Here is a 20,010-nt window from a genome sequence, read left to right on the forward strand (position 1 = left end):
AAAAACGAGTGCGCGTTAGATTTGCTTTTCTGAAATCCGTGTTTTTCAGGATTGCACCAGTAAAATCAGCGTCAGTTAAATCAGCACCATAAAAACTTGTGCCTCCTGTTGCAGCAAAAGCAATAGCATAAGAGCGAATCCAAGGATCTCTTTCGTCTCCCTTTAAACTACGCCAGCCGATATAAGCACTAAAAATTACAAAAACTACAGCGACGGGAAATACAAAACAGTGTTTCAATATAACAGCAAAGATCAAGGCAAAGAAAATGGTAAAGAAAATGGCAAAAATAAAGGTGAAAGCGAAGGAGAAGACAAACGTGAAGGTTACAGAACAGGTGACTACACCAGTAAAAGCCAAAACAAGTAATCCCATTGAAATTCCTTGTATGGGTGAAGCCGAGGTAACAGCCGAAACTGCTACGACACCAAAGGCGACGGCGACCATTCCTAAACCTGCCAATAAACCTTTACGAGCAGTAATGATACAAAAAATAGCTAATGTAATGAGTGCGACTATACCAGCGATTATATTTTTACTTAAAGCAGAGGATAACAATACAGCAGAAACCGTGGAAAAGAACCCTGATAGCGCTGACAGTAACAACGTAATTATTAGTAACCCAATTACCCAACGCTTCTGTAGTCCAGCCTTAGCGCCTGTAAAATCAGCATCTTTAAGGATAGCGTTGGTGAAATTTGCCCCTCTAATATCAGCTTTACTAAAGTTCGCACCTGTCAGGTCTTGACCTTTAAAAGAGCGTCCCTGAAGATTTTGACCGCTGTAGTCTGGTGGCATAATCACATCCGCAAGAGATTATCTGTTAAATTGTACACTTATTTGCGAGTATTATTCCAGGTTTTAGTCAAATTATGTTAAATTTTGTGAAAATTGCTTATTACTACCTATGCCAGAGATAAAGACTGAAAATAACCAGTTGAGGATTTTTGCTGATTTTTCTTCACCGAAAATGACTACAATGAATGTTAATGCTAGATAATGGGGAAGCCTTGACATTTAACCAACCTAGCCCGGAACCAAAGAACTAACAACTATGCGAACTCACTATTGCGGCGAACTCCGAAAAGAACATATTGGTGAAACTGTTACCTTTTACGGATGGGTAGACCGTCGCCGCGATCACGGTGGTGTGATATTCTTAGACTTGCGCGATCGCTCTGGTATTGTCCAAATCGTCAGCGACCCCCAGCGCACCCCAGACTCCTATGAACAGGCTAACGCACTCAGAAATGAATATGTTGTAGCTATCACCGGTAGAGTTACCCAACGTCCTCCAGAATCTCTAAATCCTCGACTTCCCACTGGCGAAGTGGAAATCTATGCGGATAAAATAGAACTACTCAACGCCGTCCGTAAACAATTACCTTTCCAAGTTTCCACCGCAGACACGGAAACAGTCAGGGAAGACTTGCGGTTAAAATATCGTTATTTGGACTTACGACGGGAACGCATGGCGCAAAATATGCAATTGCGTCATCAGGTCATCAAAGCCATGCGGCGCTACCTGGAAGACTTAGAAGGTTTTATCGAGGTGGAAACCCCTATTCTCACCCGTTCTACCCCCGAAGGGGCGCGAGATTATATTCTTCCCAGTCGCGTGAATGAGGGTGAATGGTTTGCTTTACCGCAATCTCCCCAACTTTTCAAACAATTATTGATGGTATCAGGCATGGATAGATACTATCAAATTGCGCGATGTTTTCGAGATGAAGATCTACGGGCTGATAGACAACCGGAGTTTACTCAATTAGACATGGAAATGAGTTTCATGTCTGAAGATGAAATTATCGAACTTAACGAAAAGTTAGTTTGTCATATTTTCAAAACCGTTAAAGGAATTGATTTACCTCGTCCTTTTCCTCGTCTTCCTTACGCGGAAGCTATGAACCGTTACGGAAGCGATAAACCAGATACCCGTTACGGTTTAGAATTAGTTGATGTTTCTGACGTTTTAAAAGATTCCGGTTTTAAAGTTTTTCGAGAAGCTGTTGCTAACGGTGGGATTGTTAAAATTCTCCCCATTCCTAACGGTAACGATGCAATTTCTAATGTTCGCATTAAACCAGGTGGAGATATTTTCCGAGAAGCCGCAGAAGCAGGTGCGAAAGGTTTAGCATATATCCGCGTGCGGGAAAATGGCGAAATTGACACCATTGGCGCAATTAAAGATAATTTGACACCGGAACAAAAGCAGGAAATTTTAACAAGAACAGGTGCAAAAGCTGGACATTTGTTATTATTTGCGGCTGCTGATACAAACACCGTTAATAAGACTTTAGACAGAATCCGTCAATTTGTGGCTAAGGAATTTAAGTTAATTGAGAAAGACAAAATTAACTTCCTGTGGGTGACAGAATTCCCCATGTTTGAATGGAATGCTGATGAAAAACGTTTAGAAGCATTACATCACCCATTTACAGCGCCTCATCCTGATGATATCAATGATTTAAAAACCGCCCGCGCTCAAGCTTATGATTTGGTTTTAAATGGGTTTGAAGTTGGTGGGGGAAGTTTGCGAATTTATCAGCGAGAAGTTCAAGAACAGGTGTTTTCAGCTATTGGTTTATCAACGGAAGAAGCACAAAGTAAATTCGGCTTTTTGTTAGAAGCTTTTGAATATGGAACTCCTCCCCATGGTGGTATTGCTTACGGTGTAGACCGTTTGGTAATGTTGTTATCTGGAGAAGAATCAATTCGTGATGTGATTGCTTTTCCCAAGACTCAACAAGCTCGTTGTTTGTTAACAGATGCTCCTGCAAGTGTAGACGCAAAACAATTGAAAGAGTTGCACGTTGCTTCGACTTTTAAACCTAAGGTGTAAGGTTTGATTATTCCCTCTGCTTTTTGTGGGGGGTTTAATTTTGACAAGACTTTGCCCAAAGAAACACTATCAGATCATGATCAACTAGATTCTCTAATGTGACATTTTTCTGATACAATCAAAAATCCGACTCTTTTAACATAGATTGACGTATGAGCAAGGGTACACTATTTGACAAAGTTTGGGACTTACACACCGTTGGTACAATGCCATCAGGATTAACGCAACTATTTATTGGACTACATCTTATTCATGAAGTTACAAGTCCCCAAGCCTTTGCGATGCTCAAAGAAAGGGATTTAAAAGTATTATTTCCAGAACAGACTATAGCCACAGTTGATCATATTGTTCCCACAGAAAACCAAGCCCGTCCCTTTGTGGATAGCATGGCCGAAGAAATGATTCAGGCATTAGAAAAGAATTGTCAAGAAAATGATATAACTTTTTACAATATTGGTTCAGGGAATCAAGGTATAGTTCACGTCATTGCCCCGGAATTGGGACTGACGCAACCGGGAATGACCATCGCTTGTGGAGATAGCCACACATCAAGTCATGGTGCATTTGGAGCGATCGCCTTTGGTATCGGTACAAGCCAAGTTAGAGACGTTCTCGCCTCCCAAACCCTATCATTATCAAAATTAAAAGTCCGCAAAATCGCCGTTAACGGCAGATTAAAACCCGGAGTTTACGCCAAAGACGTAATATTGCATATTATCCGAATCCTGGGCGTAAAAGGTGGTGTAGGCTACGCTTACGAATTTGTCGGCACTACTTTTGAGCAGATGAACATGGAAGAACGGATGACCGTTTGTAACATGGCCATAGAAGGTGGGGCAAGATGCGGATACGTCAACCCCGACAAAATTACTTACGATTATCTAAAAAATAGAGACTTTGCCCCCAAAGGTGCAGACTGGGAAAAAGCTGTTTCTTGGTGGGAATCTCTCAGTAGTCATGCTGATGCCGAATATGATGATGTCGTAGTATTTAATGCCGAAGACATTCCCCCCACAGTCACATGGGGAATTACACCAGGTCAAGGAATTGGTGTAGATGAAAAAGTCCCCACAGCCGCAGAACTCCCAGAAGAAGACCGCTTTATCGCCGAAGAAGCATATCGCTACATGGATTTATATCCAGGTCAACCCATTCAAGGAACAAAAATTGATATCTGCTTCATTGGCAGCTGCACCAACGGACGCATAAGCGACCTCAGAGAAGCCGCCAAAATCGCCCAAGGTCGCCAAGTTGCCAAAGGTGTAAAAGCCTTTGTAGTTCCCGGTTCAGAACGAGTCAAAAAAGAAGCCGAAGCCGAAGGACTAGATAAAATCTTTGTTCAAGCTGGCTTTGAATGGAGAGAACCAGGTTGTTCCATGTGTTTAGCCATGAACCCCGACAAACTCCAAGGCAGACAAATCAGCGCCTCCTCCTCCAACCGCAACTTTAAAGGCAGACAAGGATCATCCTCCGGTCGCACCTTACTCATGAGTCCCGCAATGGTAGCCACAGCAGCCATAAAAGGCGAAATCGCCGACGTGCGCGAACTATTGTAACCCTCCTCTTCCTTTGCGCCTACTCTTCGAGATCACGAAGCGTGATTGCGCCTTTGCGTGAGCCTTTTATTAACTCAAAACTATGGTAAGTGAAGTAAAACAAATATCCGGTAACGCCGTTCCCCTCATTGGTAACGACATAGACACCGACCGAATTATCCCCGCCCGCTACTTAAAAGCCATCACCTTTGACGACTTAGGAGCAGGCGTATTTGTGGACGATAGAAAAGCCTTAAATGGTGAACACCCATTTGACCAAATCCATTACCAAGGCGCGAAAATCCTCATCGCTAACCGCAACTTTGGCTGTGGTTCATCACGGGAACACGCGCCCCAAGCCCTGGCTAAATGGGGAATTAAAGCCCTGATTGGTGAAAGCTTCGCGGAAATCTTTTTTGGTAACTGCGTGGCAATGGGGATACCATGCGTAACTGCTGAATTTGAAGTAGTTAAACAGTTGCAAGAATTAGTTATCGCTAATCCTCAAGAAGTCCTTACCATAGATTTGGAAAAATTGCAAGTAAAAATTGGTAATTTTACTGCCTCAGTTGTCATGAGTGAAGGCACAAGAAGCGCTTTTATTGCGGGAACTTGGGACGCTTGCGGACAGTTGGTAGCAAATGCCCAACAGGTAAAAGCAACAGCAGCAAAATTACCTTACATTGCTTGGGGTCATTTAGCAGCTAGTTAGTCGGTGATCTTTTTGCCTCTGTGGTAGTATTTTATCGAACCACAGAGGCACAGAGAACACAGAGAAAAGATCATATTGAATTAATTATTAGATGAATGCAATTAATTATTGGTTAATGAAGTCAGAACCAGCAGTTTATAGTATTACTGACTTAGAACAACAACGAGAAACAATTTGGGACGGTGTGCGTAATTATCAAGCCCGGAATTTTCTCAGACAAATGCACATAGGAGATTTAGCATTTTTCTATCATTCTAATGCTGAACCTCCGGGGATTTTTGGCTTAATGCGAGTTGTGAAAACAGGTATTGCTGACCCGACACAATTTGATATAAATAGTAAATATTATGATAGCAAATCAACTCTTGAATCTCCCCGTTGGCAAACTGTGAAAGTGGAATTTGTGGAAGTTTTTAGTAATCCACTTTCACTATCAACACTCAAATTAAAGTTTAGTGATGATGAATTATTAGTAGTGAAAAAAGGTAATCGTCTATCAATCAATCCTGTCATAGAATCAGTCGGAAGAGAGATATTAGAAATGGGAAGAGATATTTAGCAATCCTAAAATAAGATATTAAAATTTCTTCCTTCTCTACCTCTGTGTTCTCTGTGCCTCTGTGGTTCGATATCAGTTCTTTGTCGGTAAAATAGTATGATATATATAGTTCCTAAAAATATTCTCTATCAAATTGTAGGGAGTGAAATTTATGACTGAACAAGATAATAATAACTCCTGGAAAAAAAAGATAACTGGGGTGTTTAATCAAGCTACCGATAAATTAACCCAACTTTTACCAATAGAACAAGTTACACAAACTGTAGGACAATGGTTTAGTGTGAGTGATACTCAAGTTGCGGAAATTCTCGAAACTATTCGGGCTGAATTACCAACTACGGAAGCTTTGCTATTAGGAAAACCCCAAGCGGGTAAAAGTTCGATTGTCAGGGGTTTAACTGGGGTATCTGCGGAAATTATCGGACAGGGTTTTCGTCCTCATACCCAAAATACCCAACGTTACGCATATCCTGCTAATGATTTACCATTGCTGATTTTTACAGATACGGTAGGTTTAGGAGATGTCAGTCAAGATACTGAAGCTATTATTCAGGAATTAATCGGCGATTTACAACAGGAAACAAATAAAGCTAGAGTTTTGATTATCACTGTCAAAATTCATGATTTTGCAACTGATACTTTGCGGCAAATTGCTGAAAAATTACGACAGCAATATCCAGATATTCCCTGTTTATTAGTAGTAACCTGCTTACATGAAGTTTATCCGTCAGAAGTTGCCAATCATCCTGATTATCCCCCAGATTTTCTAGAATTGCAGCGGGCATTTATCGCCATTAAAGAAAATTTTTCAGGTTTATATAATAGTGCGGTTTTAATTGATTTCACTTTAGAAGAAGATGGTTATAATCCTGTATTTTACGGTTTAGAAGGACTGCGAGATAATTTATCCCAACTCCTCCCAGAAGCAGAATCAAAGGCAATTTATCAATTATTAGATCAACAAGCTGGCGAAAAATTAGGTAATATTTATCGAAACGCTGGCAGACGTTATATTTTGCCATTTTCTATCATGGCGGCAACTTTGTCCGCTGTGCCTTTACCTTTTGCGACTATGCCCGTTTTAACTGCCTTGCAGGTGTCCATGGTGGGATTGTTGGGTAAATTATATGGACAGACTATCACACCATCTCAAGCTGGGGGTATTGTCAGTACCATTGCCGGTGGTTTTGTCGCCCAAGCGGTAGCACGGGAATTAATTAAATTTATCCCTGGTTTTGGCAGCGTTATTGCGGCATCGTGGGCAGGGGCTTATACATGGGCTTTAGGTGAAGCTGCTTGTGTGTATTTTGGCGATTTAATGGGTGGGAAAAAACCCGATCCTCAAAAAATTCAAGCAGTCATGCAAGAGGCTTTTACAGGGGCAAAAGAACGGTTTAAGGGGATGAAAAGTTAAATGAATGCAGAATTTAGAATTTAGAATTTAGAATTACGTTTTGCAACGGGGATTTTACCCCGACGCAAAACCCGCTGCTTGTAGAAGCAGGGGACTTTAACCCCCAAAGGTAAGTTAAAGAGGGTTTCGCGCCCAGACGCTAAGGAGCAAAGGCGCAAAGGAAGAAATTTTTGGAAATTTGAAGTTTTAATTATCCAATAAGCGTTACTCTAGACGGTAAAGTTCAAATATTATTGTCAGTAACTCAACCCTAAAGGGATTGAGCTTGTAAGAGAAATCAAACAAGCTGTACTGACCAGACCACCCTGAGCGACTTGCCCTGAGCGATGTCGAAGGGTAGTCGAAGGGTAGCCGTTATTTGAGTCACGACACCTCGGAATGCGTTCGCGCCAGCGTGCCGTCAGGCATAGCTAGTTCCCCGCTCTGTCGCTGTAAGTTAAACAGTTCTAAAGTCACTGGAACAGTGCTTTCAGCCTAACAAGCTCTTATAACAGGTCGAAGCTAACATCACCCCAGAAATGGGAGGCTCTATTGAGCAAAACATTATGCGTACAGGGTTGTGAAATTTGAAATGGTAATTGTCCCATTGAAAGTGCAATACAAAAGCACACCGAATCGAACAACTCCAAGGCGGTAATGGTTAAGCAAAGACTGACTGCGGTTAAAACCGCTCGTGCCGTTTCCCTCTCAGCACGCTTTGTGACTGAGTTTCCCACATCCCGCGAAGTTTTATGACACCGGAAGAAATAGCAGGTACGTTAACAGAGTTATTTAGTGCTGAAGTTGTAAAATCTATTGCCCCTGGTTCTTGGCAGGTAGAAACTCCTGATTTTCGGTTATTGGTGCTGCTTTCAGATGATAATTCTTGGTTGCGAGTATTGCTGCCAATTATGCCTTTACAAGAGGCCGCAGCATTTCTCACCCAGTTTCTAGAAGCTAATTTTGATGATACCCAAGAAGCACGGTATGCTGTATATGACGGGGTAGTATGGGGGGTATTTCAGCATAATAGTGGCACTTTAAGTAATGCAGATTTTGCTAATGCCATCGCTCGCCTGATTTCATTATATCAAGCCGGTGTTAATGATGTTTTTAATAATTTGGTGGAAGCTCGTATGCGCGAAATTATTAAAGCAGCTAAACAACAGGGACAATCTCTAGAAGCCACTATGCAAAATCTAGACCGTTTTTATGCGGAAGGATTATTAGGAGATATTGACCAAAATCCCGAGACAAGATTACAAGTTTTAGCGGCTTGGCAACGACAATTAGAACGTCTTTGGGTGGAAATGTAAAGAAGGTAATCGGGAAATAGGGGAGATATTTACCAATTACAAATAACAACATCGTAAAAATTATTAAAGCAAACTCTAAGGAATCCGGGGAATGACACTTGCAGAAATCCAAACTCAAATCAAAAACCAAGTAGCTAAAATTGAAGAGCAACAACAAGCATTGTTAGATTCTCAAAAAGAATTATCTTTGCTTTTGGAGAAGAAAAAAATCATGGAACAAGTAGCATACAAAAAAATTAAAGCAGCCGTCCAGTTATTAAGAGAAGCCCAAGCTGATTTAGAGTTTACGAATGAAGATATTCTCGACATAACTAAATCAAAAATGATTAGCCCTGAAGGAGAAAATGACTTTGACATAGAAGAATATAACCAGAATAGTTTAATTTTAGGGTCTATAGAAATTGATCTAGAAAAATCTGAACTTAGTATTGCAGAAGGTCAAAAAGAATTGGTCAATGCCTTAACGGAGAAACTAGATGATTTTGAATTTGCTTTATCCTGTTTACCTGTAGAAGAAAGAGATTGTGCAAGAGTAAAGCTACAATCTATCATAGGTAATTTTGTAAAGTAGTAATAAACGTCCGGATCAATTCCTAAAACTGCTTAACTTCCGCAATAAATTTATTACCACCAGCAAAACATCAATTTATGGATATTGTTGAAACTCTTAAAGGCGATTATGCTAGATTTCCGGTAAATCAAACTTACAGCATTTATGCCGATGATGTTTATTTTCAAGATGCTGTTTTCAAGTTTCGGGGAATTGAACTTTACAAATGGATGATTAAATTCATTCAAACTTTTTTCTCCAATCTCAAACTAGATTTACATACTATCCAATCTCAGCAAGAAAATATTAAAACTGAATGGACTATGAGTTGGAATTCTCCTTTACCTTGGAAACCTCACATTTCTGTTTCTGGTTGGAGTGAATTACGTCTAAATGCTGACGGTTTAATCGTTTCCCATATTGATTATTGGCACTGTTCCCGTTTGGATGTCATTAAGCAGCATTTCATTTCTGTGAAAAATCAATCATAATGTAAATAAATGTAAACAAAATTCAGGCAGTAAGGAATCATTGATGCGAGTAATTTTAATGACAGGGAAAGGTGGCGTGGGTAAAACCTCCGTTGCCGCAGCCACTGGACTCCGTTGTGCAGAACTCGGCTATCGGACATTGGTTTTAAGTACGGACCCAGCCCACTCCCTTGCTGATAGCTTTGACGTTGAATTAGTCCATGATGCCCGCCTTGTTCGTCCTAATTTATGGGGTGCAGAATTGGATGCACTGCGAGAATTAGAAGGTAATTGGGGGGCTGTCAAACGCTATATTACCCAAGTTTTACAAGCCAGTGGTTTAGACGGGATACAAGCGGAAGAGTTAGCAATTTTACCAGGCATGGATGAAATTTTCGGCTTGGTGAGAATGAAACGTCATTATGATGAAGGGGAATTTGACGTTTTAATTATTGATTCTGCCCCGACTGGTACAGCATTACGGCTGTTAAGTTTGCCTGAAGTTGGCGGTTGGTATATGCGTCGTTTTTATAAACCGTTCCAAAATATTTCCGTAGCCCTAAGACCATTTGTAGAACCTATTTTTAAACCCATTGCTGGTTTTTCTTTACCAAATAAAGAGGTAATGGACGCACCTTATGAGTTTTACGAGCAAATTGAAGCTTTGGAAAAAGTTTTAACTGATAATACTCAAACCTCAGTCCGTCTAGTTACCAATCCCGAAAAAATGGTAATTAAGGAATCTCTTCGCGCTCACGCTTATCTAAGTTTGTATAATGTAGCCACAGATTTAGTTATTGCTAACCGGATTATTCCTCAAGAAGTTACAGATCCATTTTTCCAACGGTGGAAGGAAAATCAAGAACAATACCGTCAAGAAATTCACGACAATTTTCTCCCTCTCCCAGTCAAAGAAGTCCCTCTCTACTCTGAAGAACTGTGTGGTTTAGCAGCTTTGGAAAGGTTGAAAGAAACTCTGTACAAAGATGAAGATCCAACTCAGATTTATTATAAAGAAACCACAATCAGAGTGGTAAAAGATAATAACCAATACAGTTTGGAACTTTATCTCCCCAATATTCCTAAAAGCCAAATTCAACTGAAAAAAACGGGAGATGAATTAAACATTACTATTGGCAATCATCGCCGTAATTTGGTATTACCTCAAGCTTTGGCAGCACTGCAACCAGCAGGAGCAAAAATGGAAGATGATTATCTGAAAATTCGCTTTGCTGACAATGTAAATTCCATGTAGGATTTGAGATCCCGGACTTCTTTAAGAAGTCCGGGATCTGTTTATTTGTTGTGCAAAAATATCTATAGCGGCAGATAAATGAGATAATCAGAGCGATCGCTCTCATGCCCGGATTTCTCACAAAGAAAAGAAAAAAAGGGGTCAAAAACTGCGAAAATGTATATGTAAAAAGCATTTCAGCAATTATAAAATATGACCCCAATAAGAACAGATAGTACACCAAAACAGTTCACTTTTAAACAAGAAAAACTCCCTCCAGTAGTAGTGAATTTCCAGGGTGGTAAAGTAACATCGGATGCAGGTCTAAGTTTAATTGCGGAAATAGACCGAAAATTGCAAATAACATCACGTTTAGCTTTGGGTTTCCAAGACTACAGAAAGCCAAATAAGACGTTACATCCCATAGAAAGCTTATTAACACAACGGATATATGGCTTAATCATGGGATATGAAGACTTAAATGACCATGAAGAATTACGTCATGATCTTAATTACTTTACAAACAATATTTGTATCGGCTCAATAAGTAGGGGTAAGAGAGGAAAATAGATGAAACGAGGTACACACAGTGTCATAGAATAGGAGACATGAAGCAAAAAAATATTGAGAGTGACAAATCAATATCAGATTTACTGCAAACCATCGAGCCAAAAGGGATTGCAGACGAATCAATGCGTCATACAGTAGAGGTATTACTGAATCTAATAGAGCAATTAGAATTAAAAGTCAAAGGCTTAGAGTCAGAAAATCAACGGTTAAAAGATGATTTCAACCGCTTGAAGGGAGAACAAGGTCAGCCAGACATAAAAGCCAAGAATAAGAAAGGGTTTGAGAATAAGCACTCATCAGAACAAGAAAGAAAAACCCCAAAAAAGCACTCCAAGGGCAGTAAAAATCAAGCAATTAAAATAAACAGAGAAGAAATATTAGAATACCCCCAAGACAAACTACCAGCAGATGCAGAGTTTAAAGGATATGAAGAAGTAATAGTCCAAGACATCATCCTGACAACCGATAACGTACTATTTCGGAAAGAGAAATACTACTCACCCTTAGAAAAGAAAACCTATTTGGCAGAACTGCCAAGCGGTTACGAAGGAGAATTCGGTCCAGGAATAAAAACCTTAGTTATCAGCTTGTATTACGGGGGCAACATGACCCAAGGCAAGTTGTTAGAATTTTTAGAGGATATTGGTATTTCCATGTCAGCGGGGTATTTATCTAATCTACTGATTAAAAACCATGCTGATTTTGAAACAGAAAAAACAGAAGTATATTCAGCAGGACTAGAGAGTAGTCCTTGGCAACACTTTGACCAGACTGCTGCCCGCGTTGGTGGGGTCAACCATACCACTAATGTCATCTGTAACCCTTTATATACAGTCTACTTGACAACTCCCAAGAAAGACCGATTGACTGTACTCAAAGGCTTGCAGAATGCTAAAGAACTGGAATTTATTCTCAATCAATTTACTTATGAGTTATTGATAAATTTCCCGCTACCGAATAAATATAAAGACGCTCTCCAACTATTACCGCAAGAAACCGTGTTGAACTCCGAACAGTTTCTTGCTCTACTGGATACCTATCTACCCAAACTGGGTTCTCAACAACGAACTCGAATCATGGAAGCCGCAGCTATTGCCTTCTATCATCAACAAACTAATTGGCCAGTGGTGCAAACGCTCGTCTGTGATGATGCCCCCCAATTCAAGTTACTGACTGATAATATTGCTTTATGTTGGGTGCATGAGGGACGACATTATAAAAAGTTAAGTCCGTTTATTGCTTGTCACCAAACGATTTTAAAAGATTTCCTGGATAATTTCTGGAAATATTACCGGAAATTATTAGCTTATCGAGATTCTCCTTGTCAGGAGCAAGCTGACGAACTCAGGTCGGAATTTTGGACGCTTTTTTCTACAGAAAGTGGTTATCAACAGAACTCTTTCCCCGATATATTGAGCGGATACCTAATAGTAATGTTAGCAAAATGCTGGTTATTCATTCATGTTATGGTAGGTAGCAACGGCAGAAGGTGAAATCCGATTCAAGTAGCGGAAAATCCAATATTTAAATATCGTATCTAAAATCACGGGAAATGTGGCAATAAATAAGAAAATAAAATCTCGATTGGCTGGTAATCCCCAATGCCGTGATATTCCTTCTAAGAGAACTTCCCAACCGTGAGGAGAGTGAAAGCCGACAAAAACATCGGTGAATAAAATGATAATAAATGCTTTAGCACTATCGCTTAAACCATAGACTACATTATCAAAGAAATCTTTTAATACAGCGATATCAGATCTGCTAACAAGTAATAAGATAGTGAAAGTAATTACCGCGAAAATATCAGCAAATACATTTTTAATGGCATTATCACTTTCTTTGCGAAATTCCTTTTTTACTTCCTCTGCTTTCTCCTTCATTTTTGTTTCTAATTCTTCAGCCCCAAGCGCAGGTGCATTACTAATTAAGGCTTCAAATTTGATTCTTTCTTCAAACCTTTGTAATGCTAATAATCCTTCTTCTTCCATTTCTCCATTTAAGAAAACTTCTACTGTTTTCTCATTTCGGAAATGTTCTACCAATGGACCAACAATTAAAGCTTTGGATAATTGATGAGTCAGAAGAGGAACGATAATAAGTAGCAGTATAAACCGAATTGAGATAATACTTCTTTGTTGGGCTTTACGAAAATTTTTAACTACATTTTGTTCAGATTCTGGATCTAATTCTACTTGTAGCCGCGTAATTGTGCTTAAAATTGAGCGGGGTAAAATACCTGTAGTATTAGTTTTTCCTTTCGTTATATTTTTGGGGGATTTATTTGATGTTTTAGGGATAAATTGTGGAGAATTAACTAAATCTGTGGAAGATTCAACAGGTTGAGAATTGACATTTTTATAATTTGCGTCTATATCATTATTAGTGTATTTAGATGTAATTTGATCAATGAATTCTAGTTTCTCTAAAATTGATGCTGGGCTAGAATATTCTATCCCCACTTTCATAGCAGCTTTTTGTTTGGATTCATTCGCAAACCACCGACTGGCTTTGAATTCCGTCAGCCGCATTTGGACAGTTTTTAATAACTTTTGCAAATCTCCTTGAAAATAATCCATGACGCTGGTGCTGTGCATGGTAAATTCGGAGTCTATTTTGTTACCATTGAAGTGTTTATCTTCAATTTCCTTAATTTGTATAGCCGCTTGATAAGCTGTATCTAAAGAACGTTCTGGTGTCAATAGATACCATATGTAAGCATCTAGTAAAAAGGGGTATATTTTTTGGCTAAACACGGTATTTTTCATCGAGACAATTATTTGGCATTATTTACTAAATTCTTAAACTTAAGTTAACGCAAAAACCATGCTTTCTGATTCCCTTTGGATTTTTGGTACTAGTCGTAGTGGTAAAACTACTCGCTTGGTAAACCAGTTTAGTGCTTGGTTGCAAATTGATAGTCAAGTACCTGATTTATTTTATAATAAAAATATTCACAATTCCCAACCTCAACCTATAGATTCAAAGGTGAATTTACACCAAAAAGAACTAAGTATTTTATTGTTAGCTGCTAATGATGATAACCGCAGGGAATTAGCTGATAGAGTTACCACTTTAACATTAGGAAAATATCCTATTCGCGTTAAAACAGCTTTGGGTTTTTTCCAAGATGAAGTAATTTTATTTTGGCCGTTACTAATTGATTCGTTGTCAATTAAAGCTCAATTTCCTGTCAGATTACGCCCAGAAACGGAACAAGAATTGGCGACAAAACTCTGGAGTTGTCAGCTAGATTCAGAGGTTTTGCGGCGTGTAGGGATGAATGAAAATCGTTTGGTCAGACGTATCCTGGATTTATGGCAATTAGCAGCTTATAGCGGTGTACCCTGTGAAGACATTCCTAAAATATTGCACAGTGGTTTAGAAGATAGTTCTATCAATTTAGAACCACAGTTTTTGGGTTCTTTACTACTAAATTGGCGAAATTGGTGTTTAGAACGGGGATTATTGAGTTATGGCTTAATTACCGAACTATATCACCACAAATTATTAACTAATAGTAGCTATCAGGAACATCTAAAACAACGCTATCAGGGCATCATAGCAGATGATGTAGATGATTATCCGGCGATCGCTGGCAACTTATTTGAATTTTTATTAGATGCTGGGGCTGTGGGTGCGTTTAGCTACAATTCCCATGGGAAGGTACGCTGGGGTTTAGGTGCAGATCCTGAGTATTTAGCCAGATTATCTGCCCGTTGTCAAGTAGAAAATTTAACCTCACCACCTAAGAATAGTTTGGGTTATTCTCTCACTGGTCAAATGGTAGAATTGGTAACACAGCCCATGACGATGTTGAGTTTACCAAGTTATGTCCAGCCGATTCAAACCACTTCCCGCGCCCAGCTATTACGCCAAACAGCCGAGATGATTATTGATGGGGTTAAATCCGGGGAAGTAGCGGCGGATGAGGTAGCAATTATTGCACCGGGTTTAGATGCGATCGCTCGTTATACCATAGTAGAAATATTAACCAAGCAAAATATCGAAGTTGCATCTCTCAACGAACAACGCCCTTTAATCAGTTCTTCAGTAGTCAGAGCATTACTTACCCTCATGGCTCTAGTTTACCCCGGTTTAGGACGGTTAGTAGATAGGGATGCGGTGGCGGAAATGTTGGTGGTTTTGAGTCAATATCAAACTCAAAATGGAGAGGAAAAAGAATTCCATCATTCTAAAATAGATCCAGTGCGGGCTGGGTTAATCGCCGATGCTTGTTTCGTTCCCCACCCCGACACACCCAATTTGTTACCCGTGAAAACCTTTGAACGTTGGGATAGAATTGGCTATATTGCTACTCAGTCCTATGAAGAAATATTACAATGGATTCAAGCACAACGGGAGCAATATCACCAGCGCCTTCTCCTCACACCTATTTTTTTCTTATACCAAGCTATTCAAGACTTTGTGTGTAATGATAAAAACCCCTCATATCAAGAATTAGCAGCATTAAGAGAATTACTAGAAACAGCCCAACATTATTGGGAAATAGACACCCGCTTAAAACAAACCGATCCTCTATTTCTTTCGCTGCATACACCAGAAACTCTCAGTATTACCATTATTGATAGCGATAGCGTGGCGATAGCCATATTTATTCAACTGCTGCGACGGGGGACAATTACCGCAAATCCCTATCCTGTAGGTGCTATCAGTAGCAGTAGAAAAGCTGTAACTTTAGCAACTATATTTCAGTATCGTGCAAGTAGAAAAAATCACCGTTGGCATTTTTGGTTAGATATTGGTTCACCTTTGTGGGCAAAAGGTGGTGCAGCTACATTGTTTGGTGCTACCTTATTTTTACAGGATAGGTTAGGACAACCTTGGACAGCAGCAGATGAAGAATTAGCCGAAGAAGAAAGATTACAAAGAATTGTCGCTGATTTGCTGGCGCGGGTGTCTGATAAATTGTATTTGTGTCACAGTGATTTGGCTGTCAATGGACAGGAACAAATTGGCCCTTTATTACCTTTAGTTCATGCTTGTGAAGTGGTGTAAATAATTGGCAATTTCCATAACTATAAATAAAACCTCTATGGAATTATAGAGGCTTTTTATTTAAAATCTATTTACCGACTCTTAGCTTTTCATTGCTTTTTTAGCAATCCCCATTTCCACCATTCCCATTTCCATTAGAAGAGTTAAGATCAGTAGGAATTATCTTAGTTCCTGATTGATTTAAACTGAATGTACCGGAAGGATCTGCTTTGAATACTGCGGGGCTAATTCCGGAACTTCCTGCTGAAGAATTATACAAAAGAAACTCTCCTGGATAAGTGCCGCTTTCTCCCGGTTTTAAAGTTTGTTGTTGTAGGGGTGACTTCTCCCCAAAATTATAAAAAATCCTCGGTGCTTCTGTATTATTTTTAAGTGTAAATCCTCCAGCAATATTAGAAGCTTGTTCCGAACTTAATTCCGATAAACAATTTTCATCAAAAGCGTTTAAAGAAGTATCTTTTTTTGTCTGGGAAGTCGTCAAATCTGCTTGCAACATAATCTTATATCTCCAAAATAAAATAGTTGGAATTAACCTGCTATAAACAGATTATGCTTTAATAAAAGTAATTTAATTAATCCTGAGTTAGATATTTTAAATTAACCCTAAGATAGATGACTGACATTAATATGATGAGAGATATTCAGTTTCCTGACCTAGAACAATTGCTTTTCAAGATAGGTTTTAAGAAAGTACCAACCACAGGCTCTCAACCTTATTATTAAGATATAAGGATTTAAAATCATCCCCTACTGAAAAACTTGAAATTCAAACTATGAAAATAAAAGTCATTATTCACAAAGAAGAAACTCAAATTCTTCTTTTTGGTTATTTATATTTTTTGGTATTTTGATTTCATTCAGACTCATTTTCTCATTTTTTCTTCTGAATTTATTGTCAATACCTTATTAACAGGATTTAGAGGGTGTTTGAAAAGTTATGGTTGATGTATCAAATATTTTTTACCCCACCCTAACCCTCCCCTTGTAAAGGGGAGGGAACTGGATTTTTATTGTTTCCCCCCAAAGCATAGGGGAAAGGGGGGTAGCAATGTGATGAAAATTACGGAATACCACTTTTCAAACATCCTCTTACGCAACTTTATATTTAAGCTATTCTGTTACTTATTACACTTATGTCTGTACTAGAAAATGAAGTGCGGAATGTGAGTAGTAAGAAAATAGGGAACAAAAAAATTCTCGGCTTTTTTTGACAAGACAGTGGAGAGTTTTACCGTATGCTATATTACTAGGGAAATAATTGGAGTGTGGTGGTGAATATGACAGATGATTACACAATTCAATTTACTTTTGCTGTTAATGACCCAGAATTAGATGATGACAGACGGCTAAAAATAGCAAGTAAGTTGCTGCGGGAATTACGAGATTCCGACGAAGTGGAAAAAGCAGACCGTGCTGAAGATCTTAACCCAGAAGCAGGAAGTAAGCCAGGTTTTGCAACTTTGATCGGAGTGCTGACAGCGCAAGTCAGTATAAAAAATATTAAAACATTTTTAGCCTTTTTGGGCGATCGCTTAGGAGACAAACCCATCGAACTGACTGTCAAAGTCGGTGATAAAGAAGTCAGTATCAAAGCCAAAAGCCGCCAAGAACTGCTAGAAAGCGAAAAAATAGCAAAAGACCTATTAGCCGCAATGGGTGGTGACAATGGCTAAAAAAATGGCTCTACTGATTGGAGTCAGTGAGTATGGTGCAGGTATCCCACCCCTATTATCTGCACTCAATGATGTCCAGGCTATAGAACGAGTTTTGCAAAATCCCAACTTGGGAAATTTTGCACAGGTAGAACGGCTGCTGAATCCTGATTCAGTAGCTATGAGAATAGCAATTCAAAAGCTGTTTAAGAATGCAGGTAAAGAGGATTTATTATTATTCTTTTTTTCTGGACATGGAATTACTAATGATGATAATCATCTCTATTTAGCAACTCGCAACACAGCAAAAGATAACTTTGAAGCCACTGCTGTAGATGCAAATTTTATTCAAACACAATCAAAAATTTGTTATTCCAAACGACAAGTTTTAATTTTAGATGCTTGTTATAGTGGTGCCTTTGCTAATGGTTGGCACACAAAAAGTATTGGAGTAGATATCAAAAAGCAATTAGGTGCAGAAGGACGAGTTGTGCTTACATCTTCTGGTGCAACTCAAACTTCCTTTGCACAAGAAGGGGCAACACTTTCCCTCTATACTCAATATTTAGTTGAGGGAATTGAGACAGGTGCAGCAGACACAGATAACGATGGCAATATTCAAGTTCAGGAACTACACGCTTACGCTAAATCAAAAGTCCAAGCGGTGAAGCCTAACATGACACCAGATATCATTCTGGATAAGGAAGGATTCAATATTTTATTGGCTTCTGCTCCCAAAAATCCAGAAGCTGAGTATCGCAAACTGGTTGAACAATATGCTCAAAATGGTGAACTGAAAAACGTTGCTATTGCAGTTTTAACAGCAAAACGGAAAACTCTGGGAATTACAGATGCAAAAGCCGAGGAAATAGAAACGGAAGTTGTTGAACCCTTTCGTATACGGTTAGTAAATTTACAAAGTTACAAACAATATTTTGCAGAAGAAGTTGAGCAAAAATATCCCCTAGATGAGCACACTTTAAAAATACTCAAAGATTATCAGCAAGATGTTTTAGGCTTGAGAGATGAGGATGTAGCATCAATTGAGTTAGAAATTACATCTGTTAAAGAAGCAGAATATCAAAAACAGCTTCAGATACAAAAGCAGCAAGAAGCAGAAAGATTGCAACGCCAACGAGAGGCAGAAGTAGCCGAACAACTAAGATTGCAGCAAGAAGCAGAAAGATTGCAACGCCAGCGAGAAGCAGAAGCAGAAAAAAATAAATCTAGTTATCAGTTAAAAACTTTCCAGTTTGAAACTGCTCAGATAAATAATAATAGGACAGGAATTAACCGCATTACCAAAAGTGCCAAGTATTTTGCCCAAGATTTAGGAAATGGTGTATTACTGGAAATGGTATATATTCCTGGAGGAACTTTTATCATGGGTTCTCCAGAAAATGAAGAAGGTTATCACGAATTCCACGGTCCACAGCATCAAGTTACTGTTCCCTCGTTCTTTATGGGTAAATATCTAGTCACTCAAAAACAATGGCGACTTGTAGCTGCTTTACCTAAAGTTAAAATTGATTTAGAATCTGATCCATCGAACTTTAAAGGTTATAGTCTGCCAGTTGAGTATGTATCTTGGAATCATGCTCAAGAATTTTGCGCTAGACTTTCCCAAAAGACAAATAAAGCCTATCGCTTACCTAGTGAAGCTGAGTGGGAATATGCTTGTCGTGGAGGAACTACTACACCCTTTTATTTTGGGGAAACAATTTCCACAGAGTTAGCAAATTATGATGGTAACTACACCTATGGTGGTGGTGCAAAAGGAGAATATCGAGGAAAAACCACAGTGGTAGGAAAATTTCCTGCAAACCCTTGTGGTTTATATGATATGTGTGGTAATGTATGGGAATGGTGCGAAGATGAGCACGCAAACTATATAAATGCTCCCGCTGATGGTAGCGCGTGGCTAGATACAAACAGTGAGCTTAGACTGCTGCGCGGTGGTTCGTGGGACGACAATCCTGAATTTTGCCGCTCTGCTTATTGCTGCAGCTCCTTCCTCGATAACAACTACTACGATATTGGTTTTCGGGTTGTATGTAGTGTTGCGGCGAGGACTTAGTAGCACTTTACACTCTTGCTCTTTTGTCCTATATTCTTTTTCCTATCCCCCCGCCGCTAGGCGGAAAAAATATTTTTAAAATTCTC

Annotated in this window: 18 protein-coding genes; 14 read left to right on the forward strand and 4 right to left on the reverse strand. The window is 39.2% G+C overall.

Features of this window, described 5'->3' with window-relative positions:
- A partial coding sequence (locus tag FJR09_RS16045) for a pentapeptide repeat-containing protein (protein WP_168654124.1) occupies positions 1–796 on the reverse strand: 796 nt, incomplete at its 3' end.
- A gap of 72 nt (positions 797–868) precedes the next feature.
- The gene (locus FJR09_RS24765; protein ID WP_217361129.1) at positions 869–1,015 is read right to left on the reverse strand and encodes a hypothetical protein; all 147 of its coding nucleotides are present in this window, start codon (positions 1,013–1,015) and stop codon (positions 869–871) included.
- 37 nt (positions 1,016–1,052) lie between these two features.
- Here FJR09_RS24765 and aspS point away from each other — a divergent pair, with 37 nt between their 5' ends.
- The 11 genes from aspS (at position 1,053) to FJR09_RS25335 (ending at position 12,672) form a co-directional block, all read left to right on the forward strand.
- Positions 1,053–2,840, forward strand: a complete 1,788-nt coding sequence (gene aspS / locus FJR09_RS16050; RefSeq protein ID WP_168653725.1) for an aspartate--tRNA ligase — start codon at positions 1,053–1,055, stop codon at positions 2,838–2,840.
- A gap of 152 nt (positions 2,841–2,992) precedes the next feature.
- Complete coding sequence (gene leuC / locus FJR09_RS16055; RefSeq protein WP_015080016.1) at positions 2,993–4,396, forward strand: 3-isopropylmalate dehydratase large subunit; 1,404 nt, start codon at positions 2,993–2,995, stop codon at positions 4,394–4,396.
- A gap of 82 nt (positions 4,397–4,478) precedes the next feature.
- Positions 4,479–5,087 carry a 3-isopropylmalate dehydratase small subunit gene (leuD, locus tag FJR09_RS16060; RefSeq protein ID WP_015080015.1) on the forward strand — a complete coding sequence of 203 codons (609 nt, stop codon included), beginning with the start codon at positions 4,479–4,481 and terminating at the stop codon, positions 5,085–5,087.
- A 91-nt stretch (positions 5,088–5,178) separates the two neighbouring features.
- Entirely contained in the window at positions 5,179–5,646 is a 468-nt protein-coding gene (locus tag FJR09_RS16065; RefSeq protein WP_015080014.1) for an EVE domain-containing protein, read from the forward strand.
- A 151-nt stretch (positions 5,647–5,797) separates the two neighbouring features.
- Positions 5,798–7,060 carry a YcjF family protein gene (locus FJR09_RS16070; RefSeq protein WP_015080013.1) on the forward strand — a complete coding sequence of 421 codons (1,263 nt, stop codon included), beginning with the start codon at positions 5,798–5,800 and terminating at the stop codon, positions 7,058–7,060.
- A 731-nt stretch (positions 7,061–7,791) separates the two neighbouring features.
- Positions 7,792–8,355: a hypothetical protein gene (locus tag FJR09_RS16075; RefSeq protein ID WP_015080012.1), complete on the forward strand. Its 564-nt coding sequence runs from the start codon at positions 7,792–7,794 to the stop codon at positions 8,353–8,355.
- 91 nt (positions 8,356–8,446) lie between these two features.
- Positions 8,447–8,926, forward strand: a complete 480-nt coding sequence (locus FJR09_RS16080; protein ID WP_015080011.1) for a hypothetical protein — start codon at positions 8,447–8,449, stop codon at positions 8,924–8,926.
- Positions 8,927–9,003: 77 nt separating this feature from the next.
- The gene (locus FJR09_RS16085; RefSeq protein ID WP_168653726.1) at positions 9,004–9,396 is read left to right on the forward strand and encodes a DUF2358 domain-containing protein; all 393 of its coding nucleotides are present in this window, start codon (positions 9,004–9,006) and stop codon (positions 9,394–9,396) included.
- Between the two features lie 43 nt (positions 9,397–9,439).
- Positions 9,440–10,630 (forward strand): TRC40/GET3/ArsA family transport-energizing ATPase, encoded by a 1,191-nt coding sequence (locus FJR09_RS16090; protein ID WP_015080009.1) that lies wholly within the window; start codon positions 9,440–9,442, stop codon positions 10,628–10,630.
- A 192-nt stretch (positions 10,631–10,822) separates the two neighbouring features.
- Positions 10,823–11,179 carry a transposase gene (locus tag FJR09_RS16095; RefSeq protein WP_051155173.1) on the forward strand — a complete coding sequence of 119 codons (357 nt, stop codon included), beginning with the start codon at positions 10,823–10,825 and terminating at the stop codon, positions 11,177–11,179.
- A 38-nt stretch (positions 11,180–11,217) separates the two neighbouring features.
- On the forward strand, positions 11,218–12,672 hold the full coding sequence (locus FJR09_RS25335; protein WP_015080008.1) for a hypothetical protein: 1,455 nt from the start codon (positions 11,218–11,220) through the stop codon (positions 12,670–12,672).
- On the opposite strand, the gene FJR09_RS16110 is transcribed toward FJR09_RS25335, so the two are convergent.
- Positions 12,631–13,944 (reverse strand): proton extrusion protein PcxA, encoded by a 1,314-nt coding sequence (locus FJR09_RS16110; RefSeq protein ID WP_168652530.1) that lies wholly within the window; start codon positions 13,942–13,944, stop codon positions 12,631–12,633. The genes FJR09_RS25335 and FJR09_RS16110 overlap by 42 nt on opposite strands.
- 58 nt (positions 13,945–14,002) lie before the next feature.
- Here FJR09_RS16110 and FJR09_RS16115 point away from each other — a divergent pair, with 58 nt between their 5' ends.
- Positions 14,003–16,195: a recombinase family protein gene (locus FJR09_RS16115; RefSeq protein WP_168652529.1), complete on the forward strand. Its 2,193-nt coding sequence runs from the start codon at positions 14,003–14,005 to the stop codon at positions 16,193–16,195.
- Positions 16,196–16,295: 100 nt separating this feature from the next.
- On the opposite strand, the gene FJR09_RS16120 is transcribed toward FJR09_RS16115, so the two are convergent.
- Positions 16,296–16,691, reverse strand: coding sequence for a hypothetical protein (locus FJR09_RS16120; protein WP_168652528.1), 396 nt, complete (start codon positions 16,689–16,691; stop codon positions 16,296–16,298).
- A gap of 781 nt (positions 16,692–17,472) precedes the next feature.
- On the opposite strand from FJR09_RS16120, the gene FJR09_RS16125 reads away from it, so the two are divergent.
- On the forward strand, positions 17,473–17,868 hold the full coding sequence (locus FJR09_RS16125; protein WP_168653296.1) for a hypothetical protein: 396 nt from the start codon (positions 17,473–17,475) through the stop codon (positions 17,866–17,868).
- Positions 17,861–19,924, forward strand: coding sequence for an SUMF1/EgtB/PvdO family nonheme iron enzyme (locus FJR09_RS16130; RefSeq protein WP_168653295.1), 2,064 nt, complete (start codon positions 17,861–17,863; stop codon positions 19,922–19,924). The genes FJR09_RS16125 and FJR09_RS16130 overlap by 8 nt, the downstream gene beginning before the upstream one ends.
- Positions 19,925–20,010: the final 86 nt, after the last annotated feature.

This window comes from Dolichospermum sp. UHCC 0406 (genome assembly GCF_009712025.1).
Lineage (GTDB): Bacteria > Cyanobacteriota > Cyanobacteriia > Cyanobacteriales > Nostocaceae > Dolichospermum > Dolichospermum lemmermannii.

Coding starts and splice junctions, on each gene's coding strand:
- FJR09_RS25335 (WP_015080008.1), top strand. CDS start 11,218: ATGAAGCAAAAAAATATTGAGAGTGACAAATCAATATCAGATTTACTG.
- leuD (WP_015080015.1), top strand. CDS start 4,479: ATGGTAAGTGAAGTAAAACAAATATCCGGTAACGCCGTTCCCCTCATT.
- FJR09_RS16110 (WP_168652530.1), bottom strand. CDS start 13,944: ATGAAAAATACCGTGTTTAGCCAAAAAATATACCCCTTTTTACTAGAT.
- FJR09_RS16115 (WP_168652529.1), top strand. CDS start 14,003: ATGCTTTCTGATTCCCTTTGGATTTTTGGTACTAGTCGTAGTGGTAAA.
- FJR09_RS16090 (WP_015080009.1), top strand. CDS start 9,440: ATGCGAGTAATTTTAATGACAGGGAAAGGTGGCGTGGGTAAAACCTCC.
- FJR09_RS16065 (WP_015080014.1), top strand. CDS start 5,179: ATGAATGCAATTAATTATTGGTTAATGAAGTCAGAACCAGCAGTTTAT.
- FJR09_RS24765 (WP_217361129.1), bottom strand. CDS start 1,015: ATGTCAAGGCTTCCCCATTATCTAGCATTAACATTCATTGTAGTCATT.
- FJR09_RS16125 (WP_168653296.1), top strand. CDS start 17,473: ATGACAGATGATTACACAATTCAATTTACTTTTGCTGTTAATGACCCA.
- FJR09_RS16085 (WP_168653726.1), top strand. CDS start 9,004: ATGGATATTGTTGAAACTCTTAAAGGCGATTATGCTAGATTTCCGGTA.
- leuC (WP_015080016.1), top strand. CDS start 2,993: ATGAGCAAGGGTACACTATTTGACAAAGTTTGGGACTTACACACCGTT.
- aspS (WP_168653725.1), top strand. CDS start 1,053: ATGCGAACTCACTATTGCGGCGAACTCCGAAAAGAACATATTGGTGAA.
- FJR09_RS16080 (WP_015080011.1), top strand. CDS start 8,447: ATGACACTTGCAGAAATCCAAACTCAAATCAAAAACCAAGTAGCTAAA.
- FJR09_RS16070 (WP_015080013.1), top strand. CDS start 5,798: ATGACTGAACAAGATAATAATAACTCCTGGAAAAAAAAGATAACTGGG.
- FJR09_RS16120 (WP_168652528.1), bottom strand. CDS start 16,691: ATGTTGCAAGCAGATTTGACGACTTCCCAGACAAAAAAAGATACTTCT.
- FJR09_RS16075 (WP_015080012.1), top strand. CDS start 7,792: ATGACACCGGAAGAAATAGCAGGTACGTTAACAGAGTTATTTAGTGCT.
- FJR09_RS16130 (WP_168653295.1), top strand. CDS start 17,861: ATGGCTAAAAAAATGGCTCTACTGATTGGAGTCAGTGAGTATGGTGCA.
- FJR09_RS16095 (WP_051155173.1), top strand. CDS start 10,823: ATGACCCCAATAAGAACAGATAGTACACCAAAACAGTTCACTTTTAAA.